This is a genomic window from Chromatiales bacterium, assembly GCA_014762505.1.
Classification (GTDB): domain Bacteria; phylum Pseudomonadota; class Gammaproteobacteria; order SpSt-1174; family SpSt-1174; genus SpSt-1174.
Window position 1 is genome coordinate 78,143 of sequence record JABURS010000043.1, and the last position, 21,659, is coordinate 99,801.

The window sequence follows — 21,659 nt, forward strand, 5'->3', positions numbered from 1 at the left end:
CGTGTTCCGGGGCGGGGGTTGTCTTCGGGTCGCTCACGCCCGGCTCACAGTTTCTTCTGGTAGACGCGGTAGCGCTTGTAGATGTCGCTGCCAATCGCTTCGATGATATGGCGCATGCCGTCATTATCTTCGAGTATCCAGCCCATCTCAACCGTCTCCACGCCGCGTCGGGACATCTCTTTTCTCACGGCGTCGATGACGAGGAAGGCGAGTGTCGGGCCGAGGCGCGAGTACTGGTATTCCTTGCGCACGCCCATCAGCGCCACGCGCGTGCTGCGCGGACCCTTCACCTTCAGCCGCCAGAGCAGTTTCGCCCAGCCCAGCGGGAACAGGCGGCCGCGCAGGTCGGCGATGAGTTCGTTGATGTTGGGCAGGGCGGTGATGAAGGCCACGGGCCTCCCGTCGATCTCGGCGATCTGGATATAGTCGTCGGGCAGCAGCAGGGTGAGGCTCTTCGCAACCTCCTCGAACTCCGCGTGCGTGAAAGGGACGAAGCCCCAGTTGTCGGACCAGGCATCGTTGAAGATGTCGCGCATGGCCTCGAACTCGGCCGCCTTCGCCTTGCGGTTGAAGGGGCGTATCGTCACCTGGCGACGCGCACGGGTGGCGAGCTTCTCCATCACCTCGGGGGCGGTGAAGTCCGGCCGCACCGTATAGGTGAGCAGGTTCTTCACGCCGGCGAAGCCCTGTTCCTCCAGGCGTTGCTGATAGTAGAGCGGGGCGTGACCCATCATGATGAAGGGCGGTGCCTCGAAGTTGTCGACCAGCAGGCCGATCTCCTCGTTGATGGAGAGATTGTAGGGGCCGCGGATCCACGCGGCACCGCGCTCGCGCAGCCAGGCCTGCGCCGTATCCAGCAGGATCTGGAAGACGGGCGCGTCGTCCACGGCCTCGAGCATGCCGAAGTAGCCGACCGGGCCGCCGTCCAGCGGCGGCTGCAGCTGATCGAGCTGGGCGGTGATGCGACCGACCGGTTCGCCGTCGCGGTAGGCCACCCAGCGCGCGATCTCGCAGTGTGCGAACAGCGGTGCATTGTGGAACACGCGCTGTTTCTGTTCGAGCAGCAGCGGCGGCACCCAGGCCGGATCATCGGCGTAGATGCGCTCCGGCAGGTGCAGGAAGTCACGCACCGTCTGTCGGCTGTTTGCCTCGATGACGCGGATGTGGCCGCTGCCGGCCGCTGCGTTCGGCATGTAGGTCCTTTCTCGCTCGGTACTCGGATGCGCCGCGCGCGGGCGCGGCGAAGACCCGGGAATGATAGCATGCCGGGCCGTCCTGCAGCCGTGGTTGCCCGGCCGGCGTGCCCCGGTCACATCCCGGGCCCGGGTATGCGAACCGGCCGGTCAAATCGGGTAAAATGGCGGCATTTCACACGCCCTGCCCCGGCAGGCACCCGCACCGGATATAAGGAAGTCGATCTCCCCGTGGCCAAGTTCATCCTCGGCAATACGTTTCGCAAGAAGGCGTTCGACAACCCCGTTGTGCGCCACACGCTGTGGTTCCTGGACCTGCTCCTCATCGGCCTGCTGTACGGCATCTTCAAGCTGCTGCCGGTGACCTGGGCCTCGGCACTGGGTGCCCGGCTCGGTCGCCTGTTCAGCCGGCTGTTCGAGGGGCGAAACCGGCATATCCGTGCCAACCTGTCGCTGGCCTTCCCGGAGAAGTCGGCCGAGGAGATCGAGCGCCACGTGGGCGAGGTCTGGGCGAACGCCGGCGCGATACTGGCCGAGTACCCGCATATCCGCCGCATCATCGATCCACAGCGCGATTTCCTGGAGATCGTGATCCGCGAGCAGATCCCCGCCTATTCCGATCCGAACCAGCCGGCGGTGTTCGTGGTGGCGCACCTGGCCAACTGGGAGGTGGTCGGCGCTTCCATGGCGCGATTCGGCATCCGTTCCTATGCCATGTACGCGCCGCTGGCCAATCCCTGGTTCAACCGGCTGATGCTGCGCTATCGCGGCATGCTGGGCTGCGAGCTCATCTCGCGCGACCAGGGGGTGCGCCCCTTCGTCAACGCGCTCAAGGGCGGCGGTTCGGCGGCCATGATCATCGACCGGCGGGTCGAGGGGGGTGAACCCATCCCGTTCTTCGGTGTCGATAAGCCATCGTCGACCCTGCCCGCACGCCTGGCGCTGCGTTTCAAGGCCCCGCTGGTGCCGGTGCAGGTCGAGCGGCTGTCCGGGCCGCGGTTCCGTGTCACCTTCCACGAGCCATTGCAGGTGAGCGACCCGCAGGCCGATGTCGATACGCAGGCCATCGACCTCACGCGCCAGATCCACGAGCACTACGAGCGCTGGATCAGCGCGCGTCCGGGCGAGTGGCTTTGTACGAAAAAAATCTGGCCCGGTGATATACTCCGGGCCAGAACCGATGCCTACAGAAAGGCGTAGGTATCGGACAACGCACAGGTAATCCCGTCATGTCGGAGCATCAATCAACCCGCGCGCATCGAGTGGACGAGTCGGTTCGTCTGTTCGAGAACCCGCTGCTGGAGAAACTCAGCCACGTGCACCCCATCGTGCCGCTGCTGGTGTGGGGCCCGCTGGCGTTGTGGCTGATGGTGCGCGCGGTGACGGTCCACGGCATCGGCCCCGCCGGGCTGGCACTGATCGCGGTGGCCGGCCTGCTGACCTGGACGCTCGCCGAATACCTGCTGCACCGCTTCCTGTTCCACTTCCCGGCGAAGAGCCGGATGGGCAAGCGGTTCATCTACCTGTTCCACGGCGTGCACCATGACACCCCGCAGGACAAGACCCGCCTGGTGATGCCGCCGGCCGGCGCGGCGCCGATCCTGGCCGTGCTGTGGCTGCTGTTCAGCCTGGTGCTGCCGCAGCCCTGGGCCGAGCCCTTCACGGCCTTCTTCATCGTCGGTTACCTGGTGTACGACTACATCCACTACGCGACGCACCACTTCCCCATGCGCCACCCCCTGCTGCGTTACCTCAAGCAGTACCACATGCGGCATCACTTCGCCGGTGAGGAAGGGCGTTACGGGGTGAGTTCCCCGCTGTGGGACTGGGTCTTCGGCACCTACGTGCCGAAACCGGCGTCCGCCGGCAAGCGCTGATCCTGGTCGTGGTGATCCACGCACCCGCTGGCCGCTGAGGCCGGAACACCCGCCATGCCCAAGTACTATCTGCTGCCCAAACGGTTGATCGACCGCGCCCCCTGGGTGCAGACGCCGGTGTGGATGCTCGAGGCATCGGTCTTCTACCTGTTCCTGGCCTTTGCGCGCCTGCTGCCGTTCCCGGTGGTCGCCGCCGTCTTCTCGTACGTGCTCGGCAGCCTCGGTTATCACAACGAGAAGAAGCGGCGCGTGGTGCGGCGTAACGTGGCGATGGTGCTGCCGCAGGCCACGGAGGCGGAGCGGGAGCGGGTGGTGAAGCGGATCTTCCGTTCCACCGGCCTGGCCGCGGCCGAGCTCTTCCTGCTCGGGCGACTCTGGCGCCGTCGCCACCGCTATCTGGAATTCTCGGTCCACCCGGAGGCGCAGGCCGCCTTCGAGCGCAAGGAGGCGATGGTCTTCGCCACGGCGCACACCGGCGCCTGGCAGCTGTGCAATCTCATCAGCCGCGAGTATGGCCTGGCCATCTCCACGATTTACGCCAGGGAGCCGAACCCCTGGCTGCACCGTTTCTTCCTCGGCCTGCGCAAGGCCTTCGGCGCGCGACTGGTGCCGAGCACCGGCGGGGCGCGCGAGCTGGTGCGCGAATTGGCCGCCGGCCACTCGGTGGGGGCGGCCTTCGACACCCGCCTGGACCAGGGCGAGATGGTGCCCTTCTTCGGCATCCCGGCCCCGACCAACACCATGCCGGCCCTGCTGTCCCTGCGTGGCTACAGGCTCATCCCGATCCGCGCCCTGCGCCTGCCGGGGCATCGTTATCGTGTCGAGGTGCTGGCACCGCTCACGCCGGCAGATCCGCAGGCCGGGCGACAGGCGCAGGTGTTCGATCTTACTGCGCAGCTCAATCACGTCTTCGAGGGCTGGATCCTCGAGGACCCGGGCCAGTGGCTGTGCATGAAGCGGCGCTGGCCCAAGGACGCGTATCCGGCGGAGGCCGCGCGTGCCTGAGGCCGGCAGCATGCCGCGGGTCTGGGTCGTGGATGCCTACCGCTCCGGGGAGCAGACCCAGCTGCGGGCCCTGGCGGAGGGGCTGGGCTGGCCCTTCGAGATCAAGACCCTGCGCTACCGCAAGTACGAGATGCGTACCAACCTGTTTCGTGGGCGCGACCTCCGTGGCATCGACCTCGACGCCTCCGATACCCTGCAGTCCCCCTGGCCGGACCTGGTGCTGTCCTCCGGCATGCGCAACGAGCCGGTGTGCCGCTGGATCCGCGACCAGTCCGGTGGCCGCACGCGCATCGTCTTCATCGGCCGGCTGTGGGCCGATCCCGCGCATTTCGACCTGGTGGTCACCACGCCGCAGTACCGCGTGCCGGAACGGCCCAACGTACTGCGCAACGACCTGCCCCTGCACCATGTGCGGCCCGACCGGCTGGCCGAGGCCGCCGCCCGATGGGCCCCCCGGCTGGCCCATCTGCCGCGTCCCTACATCACCGTGAACGTGGGTGGCAACAGCGGCCCCTACGCCTTCGGCCGGCATGCCGCGAGGCGACTGGTGCGCGATGCGGTGGCCCTGGCGCGCGCGCGCGGCGGCTCGCTGCTGGTGAGTTCCAGCGCACGGACCCGCCCGGCCGTCATCGAGGCCTTTGCCGCGCAGGGCGACGTGCCCATGCAGCTCTACCGCTGGAAACGCGGGGATGCCGAGAACCCCTATCTGGGCTTTCTCGCCCTGGCCGACGAGATCGTCGTCACAGCCGACAGCATCTCCATGCTCTCCGAGGCCTATGCCACGGGCAAGCCGGTCCACATGTTCGACCTGGGGGCGGGGCGCCTGAGCATGCGTCGCGACCTGCACCTCGCGGCCGGCGAGCCGGCAAGGGCAGAGGCGGTCATGAGGGAGGATGCGGACCGGCCGGACCTGGCCATCGGCGCCCTGGCCTACCGCGCGCTGATGCGCTGGGGCTGGAAACACCTCTCGCGGGACATCAGCCAGGTCCACCTGCGCCTGATCCGCTCGGGGAAGATGAACTGGCTGGGCGACCCGCTGCCCCCGATGCCGGCCGAGGGCCAGTCCAGCGACATGCAGCGCGCCGTGGCCCGGATACACGAGCTGCTGGGGCTGGACGCGCCGCCAGCCTGAAACCGGCGCGACGTCCTTCCGGTTGGATGTATCACCCGGTCGCGGCGGGCCTGGCCCGCCCTATGGCACCGAGGTAAACCGGATGTGTTCTTCCTCTGTGGCGCTTAGATTTTTCGTGTACGCCTATGGGGCACGATGCATAGGGCGGCCCCCGTGGCCGCCGCAGATGCCATTCGACGGGCTCAGGACCTCAGGCTCGCGACCCCGGACTGCCTTTCCGCCTGCCCGCCGCGCTCGAGGCGGTAGACCACGTCGGCGGCGTCGGCAAGCGCGACGTTGTGCGAGATGGTGAGGATGGTCAGGTGGTCCCTGAGCCGGCCCAGGGTCTCGACGATGGCGGCCTCGCTGCCCGGGTCCAGGGCGCTGGTGGCCTCGTCGAGGATCAGCAGCTGTGGCCGGTTGATGAGGGCGCGGGCGATGGCGATGCGCTGGCGCTGGCCACCCGAGAGTCGTCCGCCACGCTCGCCCACCGGGGTGTGGATGCCCTCCGGCAGGCGGCTGACGAATTCCCAGGCCTCGGCCTCTTTCAATGCCTCGATGACCTGCGCCTCGGTGATGGCAGGGTCGCCGAGCGTGACGTTGTGCAGGACGCTGTCGTGCAGCAGCACCGTCTCCTGCGGCACATAGCCGATCAGGCGCCGCCCCGCCCTGAGGTCGATGTCCCCGAGCGATACACCGTCGACGGTGACCTGCCCAGCATCCGGGCGCAGCAGGCCGATCAGCAGGTCGATGATGGTGGTCTTGCCCGAGCCGGAGGGGCCGATCAGGGTGGTGATCCGGTGGACGGGTATCTCCAGGTTCAGGCCGGAGAAGACCCGGTGACCGTCGTAGGAAAAGTCCACGTCGCGAAAGGCGATGCCCGATTGCAGCACCGGCGGCACGTTTCCGCCGAGGTGCTCCTGTTCCTCTTCCGCCCGCCGGCTGGTGTCTTTCAGCGACCAGTAGGCGCTCTCGCCCTGGGCGAGCTTCTGGTACTGCTTCTGCACCTTGCCGAGGAAGGCGAAGGCCCGGCCCAGTGTCACCACCAGGATGGTCACCGTGGCCAGTCCCATGGAGAAGGGTTCCAGGGCGAGGTAGATGCCCAGGGCGATGAGGGCGGTGAACATCAGGTCCTGTCCGGAGTTGAGGGCCGCGGCGGCGAATACCTGCCGGCGCAGGGCCTTGTTCAGCCGGTTGGTCTCGAGCTTCAGTACCTGGTCGGCCAGCTCCTCGCGGGCCATGGCCTTGAGCGGTTTGACCGACTGGAGGGTGTCGGTCAGGCGCGACATGAGCGAGATCATCAGGTCGGTCTGTTTCTTGCCCGCCCGGCGGGTCTTGCGCACCAGGAAGTGCGAGGCCCCGATGATGATGGCCCCGCCGACCAGGCTTGCAAGCGCAGCCTTCCAGGAGACGGCCACGGCCACGGCGGCATAGACGATCGCCTGCACGAGGAAGGTGAGGGCGGTGGCCCCGTTCATGTAGGCGTCGGAAGCGCGCTTGGCCTCGGTGGCCAGGGTGTTGGTGAGCTTGCCCGTGGGCTGGTGCAGGAAGAAGCGCCAGCGACTGCGCATCATGTTGCGCAGGATCTCGAGCCGCAGATCGGTGGCGATCTGTGCCGCGGTGTAGCCCACCTGTCGCTGGGCCACCAGCAGGAGGATGGCCTTGAGCGTGGCGGCGACCACGATGAGGCCGAGCAGCGGGCCGAGCGTGGCGGGGATGCCGAGCCAGTCGAGGAGCCCGAGCACGAGTTGCTCCGCCTCGCTGGGCTGCTCGTCCGGTGCGCCGGTCCCGCCCGGGTAGAGTGCGACCTTGAGCATGGGCAGCAGCGCCGACACCCCCAACCCCTCGGCGAAACCCGAGAGAAACAGGGCCAGCAGCATCAGGAGGCTGGCCAGCGGGTAGGCACGGAACAGGTGGAGCATCAAACGCATAAGCGGGTTTCCAGGTCGCGTGGCGGCGCAGGTCGGGCCGGGGCGGGGATTATCGCCTCTGGGCAGGGGGTGTTCAAACCGGCCTCACCAGCGCAGGCGGTAGACCAGCAGGACGGCGGCCGCCAGGATGCAGGCCAGCGGGAAGGCAGCGGTGGCCGGCGCCGGCAGGTGGAAGATCTGGCCCAGTGCCAGCACCACCTGGGAGCCGAGGTAGAACAGCACGCCGATCAGCGCCCCGGTGGCGAGCTGGCGGCCCATGCCGCTGCGCCGGCTACCCGGCTTCACGCCCAGGCCCAGGGCGAGCAGTCCCATGGTCACGGTGGTCAGTGGTAGCAGCAGGCGGTTCCAGAAGGCCATGGCGGGGGCCTCCGAGGCCTGGCCGCTGCGGGTCAGGTAGCCGTGATACTCCCGCAGCACGCTGGTCGACATGCTGTCCAGGCTGAGCAGTAGCCGGTCCAGCTCGTCCTGCGACCAGAGCCCGTCCATCGTCAGCTCGGCCGGTTGCCGGATGGTCATCACTCCCCCCTCCCAGCGGCGCTCCAGGGTCTTGTGCAGGCGCCAGCGGCGCCCGCCCAGGGGTTCGGCGCGCACGGCGTGTATGGCGCGCAGCAGTTGCTTGTCTTCGGCGAATACGTAGATGTCGATGTCGCGGGGCGGCTTGCCGGCCTTCAGCCGGCCGACACGGAAGAAGGTGTTGTCCGAGCGCGACCAGAGGCTCTGGCCGGGCTCCAGGCTGTTGTTGCCGCGGGCGTCGCTGCGGATCTCCTCGCCCAGCTGGTGCAGTGGCGGGGTGACCCACTCCATGGCGCCCCAGAGCGTCAGCGCCAGGACCAGGAAGGGTACTGCGAGCAGGCGCAGGAAGCGGGACTTGTCCAGGCCCGAACCACGCACCATGGTCATCTCGTTGGCCTGTTCCAGGCGGGCAAAGGCCGTGAGGGTGCCGATCAGCACGATCACCGGGGCGAGCATGATGAGCTGTTGCGGCAGGGTGAAGGCCACGTACAGCATGGCCTCGGTGGTGGTATAGCGACTGGTGACGCGGTCGAGTTCGTCGATCAGGCGCACCAGCATGAGCAGGATGGCGAGGATGGCGGTGGCCATCAGCCAGCCGGCGACCATGTGGCGTGTCAGGTAACCGCGGAGTATGCGCATGGCGTCAGTGGGCCCCCCGCAGGCGCAGTGGCCGCAGACGTGCCCCCGGCAGCATCAGCCCCAGCAGCAGTGCCAGCGGCAGCAGATAGGCGAGCCACAGCCCGGGTACCGCCGGAATGCTGCCCTGCTCGACGAGGGTGCGTATCACCGTGATCTCGGTGAAGATCAACAGATAGGCGGCTACCGCCAGCAGGTTGCCCCGGGTCTGCGATGCCCGCGGCCGCGAACGGGCCAGCGGGAAGGCGAGCAGGGCCAGCAGGATACTGGCCAGCGGGGTGGACAGGCGCCACTGGTATTCGGCGATATCCTTCGGATCGGTCGATCGCGCCAGCTCGAAGGTCGGGGTGGCCTTGTTGCGGTATTTCTCCCGTGCCTCCTCGGCGGCACCCCAGATAATGTTCATCTCCGCAAAGCGCATGCTCCAGTCGGTCTCGCCGGCCTGGTCGAGCAGGTAGCTGTAGCCGTCGCCGAAGGTCAGCAGCGCCTCCTGCCCGGGGTCCAGCCGGGGCAGGCGGGCCGTCTCGGCACGTATCAGCTCGATGTAGCTGGCGCCGTCCTCGTCCAGGTGGGTCTGGAAGAGGAAGACCTTGCGATGCAGCCCCTCTTCCTCGGCGCGTTCGTCGGCGATGAACATGTAGCCGTCGTCGTCCAGCGAGACGAAGCGCCCGGCCGAGAGGTTGCTGGCGTCGAGCTGGCTGATGGCGCGACCCTCCAGGCGATAGATGCTGTCGTAGGCCCAGGGGCGACCGAATACCGAAAGCAGGGCCACCACCGTGGCAATGAGCAGGGCGGCCATGCCGACGCTGCCCAGCAGGCGCAGCGGGGAGACGCCCACCGAGGCGAGCACGGCGATCTCGCCGTTCTGGTACAGCCGCCCCATGACGAACAGCACGGAGAAGAACATCGAGGTGGGCAGGATGATCTCCAGCGTGGTGATGCTGGACAGCCCCACCAGCTTGAGGGCGGTGAGCATGTCGATGAGCCCGTCGGCCGCCATGGCGAGGTTCTTGGAGAGGCTGAAGCCGGTGTAGACGAGCAGGAACAGGCCTACCCCCAGGATAACCGGGCGCAGGATCTCGCGGACGATGTAGCGGTCGATCAGCATGGTCGTGACCGGCCGATGGCCATCACGCGGCGTGTGCGCGTTCGATCGACTGGGTGGTGCATGTGCTCGTCTCCACGCGGTGGTCCATGCCTACGCGCCGCGCGGTGAGTTCCAGTTCCCAGCCCCGCCCGGCACGGGTGATGCGGTAGAGATGATACGCCGCCAGTTCGCCGTGCACCGAGGAGGCGGAGGGGACGCCGATCACCGGGGCGTGACCGTCACGGGTCTCCAGCGCCTGGTGATGGCTCTCGTGGCCGTGGCCATGGATGACCAGCTCGATGCCCTCGGCGGCCAGCAGCGCCTGCAGCTCGGCGCTGTCGACCAGGCGCTTGCGGCGGCTGACCGTGCCCTCGATGAGCGGGTGATGGATGAGCAGGACGCGGAACAGGCCCTCGGCACGCGTGCTGCGCAGCAGCTGCACGAGGCGCTCGCGCTGTGCCGCGCCGACCCGGCCCACGGCCAGTCCCGCGGGCGAGGCAACGGCGCTGGACAGCCCGATCAAGGCCAGTGGGCCGCGGCGACGCAGCACCGGGAAGGCATTGTCCACATCGTCCGCGGCTGCATCCGTTGCGTCGCCCTGCCAGTAGGGCGCCCAGTGGGCGGCGCCCTGCTCCCAGGCGCCGGGTACGGTGGCGTCGTGGTTGCCGGGCACGATCATCACGCGCGCGGGGTCGGCAAGGCGATCCAGCCAGGCGCGCGCCTGCCGGTATTCGCTCTCCAGGCCGAGATTGGTGAGGTCGCCGGTCACGGTGATCCAGTCCGGGGCTTGGGCATGCAGGTCCGCCACCAGGCGGTCCAGGGTCTCGGGGAGGTAGCGCTTGTGGCGTTTCGTGTACCAGGAGAGCAGGCCCAGCAGGCGCTTGTTGAGTACGGCAGTGGGCGGCACACCGGCGGGCAACGGCAGGTGCGGGTCCGACAGGTGTGCCAGTACCGTGCTGCTCGTGTCCTCTGGGTGGCGGCGGGGCTGCATCAGCGTCGTCGTGGTTTGCCGGGTTGATATGGCGGGCCGGGCACGTGGCCCGGCCCGCGAGCGCCTAGTCCTGGCCGCCGCAGCGGGCCGAGGCAAAGGCCGTGCTGGCACGGGCGTCCCCGAAGGCGGCCACGATGGCATCGATCTGCTCGAAGCTGTGACCGGCACTCATGCTGCAGCGCAGCAGCGAGGCGCCGTCCGGCGAGGCGGGCGGGACCACCAGGTTGACGTAGACGCCGCTGGCCAGCAGCTCGTTCCAGATGCGGGCCGCCTCGTCGTGGGACTCCACGCGTACCGCGACCACCGGGCTGGGTGGCGAGGCGAGCTTGCAACCCAGGTCGGTGAGGCCGGTGTAAAGCCGGTCCACGTTGGCCCACAGCCGCTCCTTGATCTCGGGGCGGGTGCGGATGGCCTTCAGTGCCCAGTGTGCCGCGGCGATATTGGCCGGGCTCGAGGAGGCGGTGAAGATGTAGGGGCGGCTGCCGTAACGCAGCAGGTTGAGTTCTTCGTGGCGGCTGACGCAGAAACCGCCCAGCGAGCCCAGGCTCTTGCTGAAGGTGCCGGTGATGAAGTCCACCTCGTCGAGGATGCCGGTCTGTTCAGCCACGCCCAGGCCTCTCTCGCCGTACACGCCCAGGGAGTGGGCCTCGTCCACCATGAAGTAGGCGCCGAATTCCTTGGCCACGGCGCAGAGCTCCGCCAGCGGGGCGGTGTCGCCCAGCATGCTGTACAGGCCCTCGGTGATGACCAGTGAACCCTCGGCGTCCGCGCCTAGACGGCCGAGACGCTTGCGCAGGTCGTCCGGGTCGTTGTGGCGGAAGGTGAAGAAGTCCGCCCCGCTGATGCGGCAGCCGTCATAGATGCTGGCGTGGCTGTGGGCGTCGAGCACCACCTTGTCGCCCGCGCGCAGCAGGCCCATGATCAGGCCGAGGTTGGCCTGGTAGCCGGTGGAGAAGATCATCGCCGACGGCACGCCGTAGAAATCCGCAAATTCCTGTTCCAGCGCGACGTGGCTGGAGAAGCTGCCATTGGCCATGCGCGAGCCGGTGGTGCCGCTGCCCTGTTCGTGCAGGGCGTCGCAGGCCGCATCGAGAATGCCCTGCTCGAAGGTGAGGCCGAGGTAGTTGTTGGTGCCGGCAAGAATGGTGCGCCTGCCGGCGATCATGGCCTCGGTGGCGGACAGCAGCTTCTCCATGACGACCCGGCTGGGGTCGGCGTCGGCCGCTCCCAGGGCGTCACGAATGTGTGTGAGTTCGGCGAAGCGTTTGGAAATACTCATGACTTATCCTCGGCAAGCCGTTTGACCTGGTTGGCGAGATCCTGGACGGTGCTGACATCGGCCATCACGTTCAGGGGGACGATCACGTCGAAATGGTCCTCGATCTCCGTCAGCAGTTCCATGACGTTGATGGAGTCCAGACCCATGTCCGCCACCAGGTTGGTCTGCTCGTTCAGTTCGATGTTCTTGGTCGGGAAGCGTTCCAGCAGGTGAAACAGCGTCTGCAGGATCTCCTGGTACAGGTCTTTGGTCTCACTCGACATTCGATATGCCCTCATCCGTCCGAGGTCGCGCTCGCTTGAGCAGTAAGGGTAGCCCGTCACGCAGGGTGATGGTGGGCTGCCAGCCGGTGGCGCGACTGAATTCGGTATTGTCGCAAACCCAGTCGGGATGGCGAAGTTCATTTACCTTGCCTGGCGTCAGCATCGGCAGATAGCCGAACAGACGCGCAGCGAGGAGGTTGGCGGCGGCAAGGCCGCGCAGCAGCGCGCCCGGGACCCTCAGCCGCAGGCCACGGCCGCGCCCGGTGACGTCCTCGACGATGGTGGCGATGTCTTCCCAGCTGTAACCCTCGCTACGACCGTCGTGTATTTCATACGTTCCACGCGCCTCACTGTCCAGCAGGCTGAGGACGGCGGTGGCCAGGTCGCTGACGTGCAGCAGGGAGGCGCGCGCGCCAGGCGAGCCGAGCAGGGGCGTCAGCCCCCAGGCCATGGTATTGAACAGCGGCAGCAGTTCGCGGTCCCCCGGCCCGTATACCGCCGGTGGCCGCAGCACCGCCCAGGACAGGGCCGTGCCTTCCGCCACCGAGGCCAGGCGCACCTCGCCCTCGCGCTTGCTCGCGGCATAGGGCGACAGGCCCGGTTCGCGGGCGGCAAGGGACGAGATCAGGATGAGGCGGGGAGGCCGGGGCTGGGCCAGGGCGATACGGGCAATGCGCTCGGCGCCGTCGGCGTTGATCGGCCGGAAATCCTGTTCCGTGCGTCCGCGTACGCGGCCGGCTACATGCACCACGGCGTCCGCGCCGGCCAGCAACTGCTGCAGGGAGGCTTCGTCGTGCAGTCCGCCGGTGACCGTTTCCAGTGCCTGGTGACGCAGCGGCAGGGTCTGCCGGTGCACCAGCGCCCTGACCCGCCACCCCGATTCCAGCAGTTGCGCGACCAGGGCCTGTCCGACGAAACCCGACGCCCCGGTAACGGCGACTGTTGCGGTCATGCCAGGCGTCGGATCGGGTCCCCGGCCGGCTGTGCGGAACGCGTGCGCGAGGCCTCGGAACCGACCCGCGAGGCGGTGCCCTGCTTGCGGGCGATGTAGTCCAGGCGGGCGCGCGAGCGCGAGAGCTTGCCGGACGAGGTGCGCGGCAGGGTGCGCGGCGGCACCAGCTCGACGATGCACTCGATGCCGAACTCGGCGCGAACCAGGCCCTTGATGTTCTTCACCAGTTGCTCGCGCTTCTCGTTGTCGCGCTCGCGGCACTGCACCACCAGGGCGGCCATCTCGTGCTGATCCTCCTCGGAGGTGACGGAGAAGGCGGCCACGTCGGTATAGCGCACGCCGGGCTGGGTCTTGGCCAGGTATTCGAGATCCTGCGGCCAGATGTTGCGGCCGTGCACGATGATCATGTCCTTCTTGCGGCCGGTGACGAACAGCCGGTCGCCGATCAGGTAGCCGATGTCGCCGGTGTTGAGCCAGCCGTCTTCGCTCAGTACTTCGCGGGTGGCGGCCTCGTCGTGGAAGTAGCCGCTCATGACGCTGGGGCCGCGCACGTGGATGGCTCCGGCATGGCGCTCCGGCAGCGGGTTGCCGTTGTCGTCGCGTATCGAGACCTCGAAGGTGGGCAGCATCACGCCGCAGTCCACGTAGCGGGCCACGCGGGTGCCGTCGCGTTTGGCCTGTTCCGGGTCCACCGGGCGGGCCACGCTTTCATGCTGCAGGTGCTCGGCGTCGATGTAGTCGATGCCCAGGTCGGCGCCCAGCTTGGCGAAGCTGATGCCCAGCGAGCATTCGGCCATGCCGTAGCAGGGCAGGTAGGCGCGCGGATTGAAGCCGGCAGGCGCCAGGGCCTCGGCGAAGCGCTGCAGCGGCTCCGGGCTGATCATCTCGGCGCCCACGCAGGCGGCGCGCAGGGCGCTGAGGTCCCACTGCTCGGCATCGCGCGCACGCACCCGCATGGCCGCCAGGTCGTAACCGAAGGGCGGGGCGGAGGTGATGGTGGCGCGGTTGGCCGACATCATGTCCAGCCACTTGCGCGGGCGCATGGCGAAGTCGTGGGTGCCGAGGAAGTCCACCGAGCGCTGGGTGACCATCGGCATGATGATGAAGGCCACCAGCCCCATGTCGTGGAAGAAGGGCAGCCAGGAGCCGAAGCGATCCTGCTCGTTCAGCTCCAGTCCGTGCACGGCCATGTCGTGGATGTTGGCCAGCACTGTGGTGTGGTCGATGACCACGCCACGGGGGAAGCGGGTGCTGCCCGAGGTGTACTGGATGTAGGCGGTATCGCCCGGTTCGGCGCCCGGCAGTTCGCCGGTGGCCGGCTCGAGCTGGTCGAAGACCTCGGGGGTGCCCACGCAGCGCAGGTCGAGGCCTTCCACGGCCTCCTCGAGAAAGCTCATCCACTCGGACGGCGCCATCGCGGCGGCGGCGCCGCAGTTCTCGATCAGCTTGCGCAGCTGGGAGACGTAGGCGGCATGGCCGCCGATGTGCACGGTGGCGGGCAGGGGGACGGGCACCAGACCGGCGTATTGACAAGCCCAGAAGAAGCGGACAAAGTCGGGCGTGGTCTCGGCGACCAGGGCCACGCGCCCGCCTTTCTCGATGCCCAGCCCGACCAGTCGACGCGCCAGCTCCAGGGCCTGTTCACGCAGCTCGGCATATTTCGCGGCGGCATACAGCTCGCCCCGCGCGTTGTAGAAGTTCACGCCAGTTTCACCGCCAGCGGCATAATCCAGGGCTTCGCACAGGGTCGAGAATGTAGAAGGTCGCAAAGCTAGATCATGCGAACTGCCTGTCGGCTGCATTACAGTGTTCCTTATTCCGTTTTTCGGAAATATCCGGTTGTTGCGTCAATCTGTTCGGGCAAATAGTAAAGTACGACCGCTGAATTCCCCAAGTGGTTCATTTCACAGCAGAAGTCACCCGTTTCCCCAGGCCGCAGGGGCCTATCCTAGGCGCCACCCTGTCAGGCACATAATATAAGCGAGCGATGATACGACGCCGGGCAGGGTGATTTCAATCGGCACTCGACACGTCCCGCCCGGTTTCGGTACCATCGCCTACCCCCGGGCAAAGGCGTGGCGACCCAAAACTATCATCCCGGGCAGGGAATTGATGGAACGTGCTGCACAGAATGTGCATCCGCCACTGTGGCACCCTCTCCCCCCGCCCGTTAGTCTCCAGCCATTGGGCATGCATGTATCGTGCCCGAGCAGCGGGCATGACAGATTTCACGGACTTGCAAGAGTAAGCACCACATGACAACAGGCCTGATCGCCCCACATGGGGGCGAGCTCAAGGAGCTTTATGCCGATTCCGCGCGCGTCGAGGCGCTCAAGCGCGAGGTCTCGGACCTGCCTTCCTGGGATCTGACCCCGCGCCAGCTCTGTGACGCCGAGTTGCTGCTCAATGGTGCCTTCTCCCCGCTCACGGGATTCCTGGGCGAGGCCGATTACCGTGCCGTGCTCGCCGACATGCGCCTGGCAGACGGCACCCTCTGGCCGATGCCGATCACCCTGGACGTGAGCGAGGCCTTCGCCGGCAACGTGAAGGCGGGGGATCGTATTACCCTGCGCTGCCCCGAGGGCGTGCCGATCGCCATCCTCACCGTGACCGACATGTGGACGCCGGATCGTCGGGCCGAGGCCGTGGCCGTGTTCGGCAGCGACGATGACCTGCACCCGGGCGTGGATTTCCTGCTCAACCGTTCCAACCCCGTCTATCTCGGCGGCAGCCTCGAGGGCATCGAGCCGCCCACCCACTACGATTTCCGTCACCTGCGCGACACCCCGCGCGAGCTGCGCGAGAAGTTCGTGAAGTGGGGCTGGCGTCGCGTGGTCGCCTTCCAGACCCGCAACCCGATGCATCGCGCCCACCAGGAGCTCACCTTCCGGGCCGCGCAGCAGGTCGAGGCCAATCTCCTGATCCAGCCCGTGGTCGGCATGACCAAGCCGGGCGACATCGATCACTACACGCGCGTGCGCTGCTACGAGAAGATCCTGGACTGCTACCCCGACCAGACCACCGGCCTGTCGCTGCTGGGTCTGGCCATGCGCATGGGCGGTCCGCGCGAGGCGCTGTGGCACGCCATCATCCGCAAGAACTACGGCTGCACCCACTTCATCGTCGGGCGCGACCACGCCGGTCCCGGCAAGAACCGGGCGGGCGAGGACTTCTACGGGCCCTACGACGCCCAGGAACTGGTGGCGACCTACCAGGACGAGCTCGGCATCCAGATGGTGCCCTTCCAGATGATGGTGTACGTGCAGGAGCGCGCCCAGTACGTGCCGATCGACGAGGTGGCCGAGGGCGAGACCGTGCTCAACATCTCCGGCACCGAATTCCGCCGCCGCCTGCGCGAAGGGCTCGACATCCCCGAGTGGTTCTCCTACCCGGGCGTGGTGCAGGAGCTGCGTCGCGGCTACCCGCCGCGCGACCGCCAGGGGCTGGTGATCTTCTTCACCGGCCTGTCGGGCTCCGGCAAGTCGACCATCGCCAACGCCCTGCGCGTGAAGCTCATGGAGATGGGCGGTCGCCCGGTGACGCTGCTTGACGGCGACCTGGTGCGCAAGAACCTGTCCAGCGAGCTCGGCTTCTCGCGCGAGCACCGCGATCTCAACATCCAGCGCATCGGCTTCGTCGCCGCCGAGATCGCCAAGGCCGGCGGCATCGCCATCTGCGCGCCGATCGCGCCCTACGCGGCCACCCGCCGCCAGGTGCGCGAGATGGCCGAGGCCCACGGCGGCTTCATCGAGGTGCATGTCGCCACCCCGCTGGAGGTCTGCGAGCAGCGTGACCGCAAGGGGCTGTATGCCAAGGCGCGCGCCGGCCTCATCAAGGAATTCACCGGCATCAGCGATCCCTACGAGGAGCCGGAGAACCCCGAGATGCGCATCGACACCGCCGATGCCAGTGCCGACGAGGCCGCCCATCGCATCCTGCTCAAGATGGAGAGCATGGGCTTCCTCAAGTAACACGCCGACCCAGGAATCCGTACATCATGCCCGTCGATACCCAGGCCCTGCTGCCCGCCGTCTGCGACCTAGCCCGCGAGGCCGGGGCCGCCATTCTGCGTGTCTACGAGAGCGACGACTTCGACGTCCAGACCAAGGGCGACGACTCCCCGCTGACCCGCGCCGACCTCGCCTCCAACCGCGTCATCGTCGACGGCCTGCGCCAGCTGGACGCCAGCATCCCGGTGCTGTCCGAGGAATCGCGGCAGGCGCCCTACAGCGAGCGCGCCGGCTGGTCCCGCTACTGGCTGGTGGATCCGATGGACGGGACCAAGGAGTTCGTCAAGCGCAGCGGCGAGTTCACCGTCAACATCGCACTGGTCGACGAGGACGGCGTGCCGGTGCTGGGCGTGGTCTATGCCCCCGTGCTCGACCGCCTGTACTTTGCGGCACGCGGTCACGGTGCCTTCCGCCAGGACGGTCAGGACACCCCGCGGCCCATCCACGTGGCGGCCTACGACGGCAGCACCCCGAACATCGTCGCCTCCCGCTCGCATGGCGGCGAGACCCTCAAGCGTTTCCTCGACCAGGTGGGCGACTTCGAGGTCGTGAGCATGGGCAGCTCGCTCAAGCTCTGTCTCGTCGCCGAGGGTGCGGCGCATCTTTATCCCCGCCTCGGCCCCACCATGGAATGGGACACCGGCGCGGCGCACGCCATCGTCAACGAGGCCGGCGGGCAGGTCACCGATCTCTCCGGCAGGCCGCTGGCCTACAACAAGGAAGACCTGCTCAATCCCTACTTCATGGTCGAAGGCAATCCGCCCTATCCCTGGCGCGAGATGCTGCCCGCCGACATCGAGCCCGCATAGACGCCACAGCGTCAAAGGGCTATCCTAGGCCCCGTTCAACCGCCCGTCACAGGCGCCCGTAGCTCAGCTGGATAGAGCGTCGCCCTCCGGAGGCGAAGGTCAGAGGTTCGAATCCTCTCGGGCGCGCCATATGTAAAAAAAGGCCCCGATACATGGGGCCTTTTTTATGGTCATCCATGCGCCATCGCCCGAGAGGTTTCGAACCTCTGACGATAGACAAAGCGGGTTCGAGCCGAGCGCAGCGCGCGAGGCCGCCGCCAGAGCGGCCCATCCTCTCGGGCGCGCCATATGTAAAAAAAGGCCCCGATACATGGGGCCTTTTTTATGGTCATCCATGCGCCATCGCCCGAGAGGTTTCGAACCTCTGACGATAGACAAAGCGGGTTCGAGCCGAGCGCAGCGCGCGAGGCCGCCGCCGGAGCGGCCCATCCTCTCGGGCGCGCCATATGAAAAAAAGGCCTCGATGCACGGGGCCTTCTTGTTGTTGCTTGGCGAAAGATTCTGCTGCAGGTGGCAAAGAGACAACCGTGTCTGCTCTTCCTCTGTGTGCTCTGTGCCCTCTGTGGCGCATAGGCTTTCGCCTTTCACCTAAGGCCTAACGCCGCGGTGCCATGTAACATCAGTCGGTCATTGCAGCTTACGTCGTTTTTCCTGGTACTCGTCTTCGTCGATTTCACCCCTGGCATAGCGTTCGTCGAGGATATCCAGGGCGCGGCTTTGTTCGCTTCCGGATTTGCCCGTCCCACTCGGGGTGCTGCTCCATAGCCACCGTGCAAGTGCCACGATGCCCAGAATGACGACGATCCAGAACAGGAGCATGAGCAGGCCGCCGCCCAGTCCCATACCGAAAAACGAATGGCCGCCCCAGCCGGAGTCGTACATGATGAGAGTCTCCTGGTTTTGTTCAAGGGGGAAAAACCGGCACGCGTTATCGCGTGCCGGTCGCAGGGTTACTGCATCATGCCCATGCCGGGCCCCATCATGCCGCGGAACTGTTGACGCTGCTCCTTGTCGAGCATCTGCATCATCTGCTGCCGCGTTTCCAGGCCTTCACGCATCATCTCCAGCCGGATATCCGACATTTTCTGATAGGCCTTGGAGACGGTATCCGGATTCGGGTCTTCCTTGGCCCATTCCTTTTGCAGCTCCAGCATCGCTTCCTGCATGTCGGTCATGTGCTCCCAGCGCTCCTTTTGTGCCTTCTGCTGGAGATCGAACAGTTTCTGACGCTGGTCGTCGCTCAGGTTCATCATGGCCATGGGGTTGCCATAGCCCTGGCCGTAGCCAGGGCCTCCCATCATCGGGCCGCCCATCATGCCCATTCCGTAGCCCATGCCCACACCCGGGCCCATCATGCCCATTTGCATGCCGTTCTGACAGGGCCCGTAGGCCTCACCCATCATTCCGCCGTAGCCATGGGCGAAGGCGGTTGTGCCGCTGCTGAGGATGGCCGCGAAGACCGTTGTCAGCAGGACCGGTTTGAGCGATTTACTGATCGTGCATTTCATGGCAGTTACTCCTTGCCGGTTGTGTTATCGCGACCTGGGTCGCGTGTGTGTGAGCCCCTTTGGCTCAGTTTGAAGAAGGCCATTGCCATCCTCCGTGCTCTTCGCGTGGTTTTTCGATTTGAGGGGACTGGAGAATGAGTGCCGATATGCCATCATGTGGCCCCAGTCCCCGGTAAATGACATTGCTGACCACGCCTCGCTGGTCGAATTCCAGGATGTAGCGATGTGTGCCATGCCCATACCCATATTCGTAGACCCATCCCATGTGCCCGTTGGGTAGAGTGATTTTCTGATGGGCTCCCCCATGCTGTCCGAAGGCTGTAAGCTCGTCGATCACGCCGAGTGGATACGCTTGTAATGCCTCGGATGGGTCGCCCGCATCGCGAGGCAGAGTCGGCGGTTGTGGTATGTGTTCGGTCGCGCCGAGATTCATCGGCGTGAACGCGATAGCTGCAAGAAGTAACGTTGTAAACAGGCTTATGGATTTCATGGAGTGGTCCCTCCTTCAGGTGCTGTGAATGCACGCCTTTCAATCGTTCATCTGAGTCCAACCCAGCAACTTTGCATTGACGGCAACGATGACAGTGGATAGCGACATCAGCATCGCCCCGACGGCCGGCGAGAGCAGCAGGCCGGCCCAGTAGAAGACGCCGGCGGCGAGTGGGATGGCAGCAACGTTGTAACCGGTTGCCCACCAGAGATTCTGGATCATCTTGGCGTAGGTCGCCTGGGCCAGTTCGATGATGGCTGCTACGTCACGCGGGTCGGAGCGGACCAGCACGATATCGGCGGATTCCATCGCGACGTCAGTGCCGGCGCCGATGGCGATGCCGACATCGGCCTCCACGAGCGCCGGGGCATCGTTGACACCGTCACCCACCATGGCCACTTGCAGACCGCGTGACTTCACCTCCCTGATCTTTTCCGCCTTCTGGTCGGGAAGGACCTCGGCGAAGTAGTCGTCCAGCTCCAGTTCCTCGGCCACCCATTGCGCCACGGCCGTGGCATCCCCTGTCAGCATCATCACCTGGATGCCCTTGTCCTTGAGCCGACGCAGGGCCTCGCGCGAGGAGTCGCGTATGATGTCGGCCAACGCGATGGCGCCCACCGGCGCCTCATCCACGAGCACGTAAACGACGGTCTTCCCGGCGGCCGCCGCGTCCTCTACGCGGTCGTCATCGACCTTGATCTTCTGTTCGGCGAGGTAGCCGAGGCTCACGACCTTCACGGTGTTGCCATCAACTTCCGCCTCGGCCCCCTTGCCGGGGATGGCGTGGAACGCGCGTGTTCGCGGAATGTCGATGTCTCGCTCGACGGCGGCGGTAACAATGCCCTGGGCGATGGGGTGCTCCGACTGGTTTTCGAGCCCGGCGGCCAGGCGGAGGATCTCGTCTTCACCGCGGTCCGCGAGTGCGATCACATCGGTGACGCCGAAACGCCCTTCGGTAAGCGTGCCGGTCTTGTCGAACACGACGGCCTGAAGCGTCCGCGCGCGCTCGAAGGCGGAGCGGTCGCGGATCAACAGGCCATGGCTGGCCGACAGCGAGGTGGAGACGGCTACCACCAGTGGTACCGCGAGGCCCAGGGCATGCGGGCAGGTAATGACCATGACCGTGACCATGCGCGCGAGGGAAAATTGGAAATCAGCGCCAAGTAGCAGCCATGCCGCCAGCGTGGTGCCGCCGGCGGTGAGGGCAATGAGGGTGAGCCACAGGGCCGCGCGGTTCGCGAGGTCCTGGGTGCGGGAACGCGAGGCCTGGGCCTGGCGCACCATGTCGATGACCTGGGCTAGATAGGTCTCATCGCCGGTCTTTTGTACTTCCACCGTCAGGCTGGCCTCACCGTTGACGGAGCCGCCGATCACCTCATCGCCCATACCTCTTTCAACCGGACGGCTCTCGCCAGTGAGCATGGCCTGGTTGACCGAGCTGCGGCCCTCGATCACGTTGCCGTCGATGGGGATCTTCTCGCCGGGTTTGACCAGCACCCGGTCGCCGGCACGCAACTCGGTTACCGGAACCTCCTCGGTGTGGCCCTGCGCGTCCAGCCGGTGTGCATCGGCCGGCATCAGACGCACCAGCTCTTCGAGGGCGCGCGAGGCGCCCATGACCGAGCGCATCTCGATCCAGTGGCCGAGCAGCATCACGTCGATCAGCGTGGCGAGCTCCCAGAAGAACACGCCGCCGGGCAGCCCCAATACCACTGCGGCCGAGTAGAGGTAGGCCACCGTGATCGCGAGCGAGATAAGCGTCATCATGCCCGGCTGACGCTTGCCAAACTCGTCGAGTAGGCCGGTCAGGAAGGGCCAGCCGCCGTAGAAATAGACGATGCTGGAGAGCGCGAACAGGGCGTAGCTGTCGCCCACAAACGCCAGCGCGTCGCCGATGCCCAGTACCGACTGGATCAGCGGCGACAGCAGCAGGATGGGGACGGTCAGTGCCAGCGAGACCCAGAAGCGGAGCCGGAAGTCGGTGATCATTGCCCCGTGGTCATG

At 66.5% G+C, this 21,659-nt stretch carries 19 protein-coding genes and 1 tRNA gene; 7 read left to right on the plus strand and 13 right to left on the minus strand.

The window, feature by feature from the left end; translation table 11 throughout:
* Positions 1 to 44 precede the first annotated feature (44 nt).
* Entirely contained in the window at positions 45 to 1,193 is a 1,149-nt protein-coding gene (locus HUJ28_12150) for an N-acetyltransferase (GenBank protein ID MBD3620213.1), read from the minus strand.
* Positions 1,194 to 1,424: 231 nt separating this feature from the next.
* Between HUJ28_12150 and HUJ28_12155 the strand changes: the two genes are divergently transcribed.
* The 4 genes from HUJ28_12155 to HUJ28_12170 are packed head-to-tail and all read left to right on the plus strand — an operon-like array spanning position 1,425 to position 5,207.
* Positions 1,425 to 2,393, plus strand: coding sequence for a lauroyl acyltransferase (locus tag HUJ28_12155; protein ID MBD3620214.1), 969 nt, complete (start codon positions 1,425 to 1,427; stop codon positions 2,391 to 2,393).
* A gap of 29 nt (positions 2,394 to 2,422) precedes the next feature.
* Positions 2,423 to 3,070 (plus strand): sterol desaturase family protein, encoded by a 648-nt coding sequence (locus HUJ28_12160; protein ID MBD3620215.1) that lies wholly within the window; start codon positions 2,423 to 2,425, stop codon positions 3,068 to 3,070.
* A gap of 54 nt (positions 3,071 to 3,124) precedes the next feature.
* On the plus strand, positions 3,125 to 4,075 hold the full coding sequence (locus HUJ28_12165; GenBank protein MBD3620216.1) for a lysophospholipid acyltransferase family protein: 951 nt from the start codon (positions 3,125 to 3,127) through the stop codon (positions 4,073 to 4,075).
* Positions 4,068 to 5,207 (plus strand): mitochondrial fission ELM1 family protein, encoded by a 1,140-nt coding sequence (locus HUJ28_12170; protein ID MBD3620217.1) that lies wholly within the window; start codon positions 4,068 to 4,070, stop codon positions 5,205 to 5,207. The genes HUJ28_12165 and HUJ28_12170 overlap by 8 nt, the downstream gene beginning before the upstream one ends.
* A 182-nt stretch (positions 5,208 to 5,389) precedes the next feature.
* Here the strand turns inward: HUJ28_12170 and HUJ28_12175 are convergent, their stop codons facing one another.
* The 8 genes from HUJ28_12175 to HUJ28_12210 all read right to left on the minus strand — a co-directional run bounded on the left by HUJ28_12175 (position 5,390) and on the right by HUJ28_12210 (position 14,640).
* Positions 5,390 to 7,117 (minus strand): ABC transporter ATP-binding protein, encoded by a 1,728-nt coding sequence (locus HUJ28_12175; protein MBD3620218.1) that lies wholly within the window; start codon positions 7,115 to 7,117, stop codon positions 5,390 to 5,392.
* Positions 7,118 to 7,201: 84 nt separating this feature from the next.
* Positions 7,202 to 8,269, minus strand: coding sequence for an LPS export ABC transporter permease LptG (gene lptG / locus HUJ28_12180; protein ID MBD3620219.1), 1,068 nt, complete (start codon positions 8,267 to 8,269; stop codon positions 7,202 to 7,204).
* Between the two features lie 4 nt (positions 8,270 to 8,273).
* On the minus strand, positions 8,274 to 9,374 hold the full coding sequence (gene lptF / locus HUJ28_12185) for an LPS export ABC transporter permease LptF (GenBank protein ID MBD3620220.1): 1,101 nt from the start codon (positions 9,372 to 9,374) through the stop codon (positions 8,274 to 8,276).
* 22 nt (positions 9,375 to 9,396) lie between these two features.
* Positions 9,397 to 10,344, minus strand: coding sequence for a metallophosphoesterase (locus HUJ28_12190; protein MBD3620221.1), 948 nt, complete (start codon positions 10,342 to 10,344; stop codon positions 9,397 to 9,399).
* Positions 10,345 to 10,408: 64 nt separating this feature from the next.
* Complete coding sequence (locus HUJ28_12195; GenBank protein ID MBD3620222.1) at positions 10,409 to 11,623, minus strand: aminotransferase class I/II-fold pyridoxal phosphate-dependent enzyme; 1,215 nt, start codon at positions 11,621 to 11,623, stop codon at positions 10,409 to 10,411.
* Entirely contained in the window at positions 11,620 to 11,886 is a 267-nt protein-coding gene (locus tag HUJ28_12200; protein ID MBD3620223.1) for an acyl carrier protein, read from the minus strand. The genes HUJ28_12195 and HUJ28_12200 overlap by 4 nt, the downstream gene beginning before the upstream one ends.
* On the minus strand, positions 11,876 to 12,838 hold the full coding sequence (locus HUJ28_12205; protein ID MBD3620224.1) for an NAD(P)-dependent oxidoreductase: 963 nt from the start codon (positions 12,836 to 12,838) through the stop codon (positions 11,876 to 11,878). Before HUJ28_12205 ends, HUJ28_12200 begins: the two co-directional genes overlap by 11 nt.
* Positions 12,835 to 14,640: a fatty acyl-AMP ligase gene (locus tag HUJ28_12210; protein ID MBD3620225.1), complete on the minus strand. Its 1,806-nt coding sequence runs from the start codon at positions 14,638 to 14,640 to the stop codon at positions 12,835 to 12,837. The genes HUJ28_12205 and HUJ28_12210 overlap by 4 nt, the downstream gene beginning before the upstream one ends.
* 453 nt (positions 14,641 to 15,093) lie before the next feature.
* Here HUJ28_12210 and HUJ28_12215 point away from each other — a divergent pair, with 453 nt between their 5' ends.
* From HUJ28_12215 to HUJ28_12225, 3 genes are all read left to right on the plus strand, one after another.
* On the plus strand, positions 15,094 to 16,809 hold the full coding sequence (locus tag HUJ28_12215; GenBank protein MBD3620226.1) for a bifunctional sulfate adenylyltransferase/adenylylsulfate kinase: 1,716 nt from the start codon (positions 15,094 to 15,096) through the stop codon (positions 16,807 to 16,809).
* A gap of 26 nt (positions 16,810 to 16,835) precedes the next feature.
* Positions 16,836 to 17,657 carry a 3'(2'),5'-bisphosphate nucleotidase CysQ gene (cysQ, locus tag HUJ28_12220; GenBank protein ID MBD3620227.1) on the plus strand — a complete coding sequence of 274 codons (822 nt, stop codon included), beginning with the start codon at positions 16,836 to 16,838 and terminating at the stop codon, positions 17,655 to 17,657.
* A 52-nt stretch (positions 17,658 to 17,709) separates the two neighbouring features.
* Positions 17,710 to 17,786 (plus strand) — tRNA-Arg (locus HUJ28_12225).
* 498 nt (positions 17,787 to 18,284) lie between these two features.
* Here HUJ28_12225 and HUJ28_12230 read toward each other — a convergent pair.
* The 4 genes from HUJ28_12230 to HUJ28_12245 form a co-directional block, all read right to left on the minus strand.
* Positions 18,285 to 18,539: an SHOCT domain-containing protein gene (locus HUJ28_12230; protein ID MBD3620228.1), complete on the minus strand. Its 255-nt coding sequence runs from the start codon at positions 18,537 to 18,539 to the stop codon at positions 18,285 to 18,287.
* Positions 18,540 to 18,607: 68 nt separating this feature from the next.
* Positions 18,608 to 19,165: a periplasmic heavy metal sensor gene (locus HUJ28_12235; GenBank protein ID MBD3620229.1), complete on the minus strand. Its 558-nt coding sequence runs from the start codon at positions 19,163 to 19,165 to the stop codon at positions 18,608 to 18,610.
* Between the two features lie 64 nt (positions 19,166 to 19,229).
* Positions 19,230 to 19,655, minus strand: a complete 426-nt coding sequence (locus tag HUJ28_12240; protein ID MBD3620230.1) for a hypothetical protein — start codon at positions 19,653 to 19,655, stop codon at positions 19,230 to 19,232.
* A gap of 39 nt (positions 19,656 to 19,694) precedes the next feature.
* Positions 19,695 to 21,644: a heavy metal translocating P-type ATPase gene (locus HUJ28_12245; GenBank protein ID MBD3620231.1), complete on the minus strand. Its 1,950-nt coding sequence runs from the start codon at positions 21,642 to 21,644 to the stop codon at positions 19,695 to 19,697.
* Between the last annotated feature and the right edge of the window lie 15 nt (positions 21,645 to 21,659).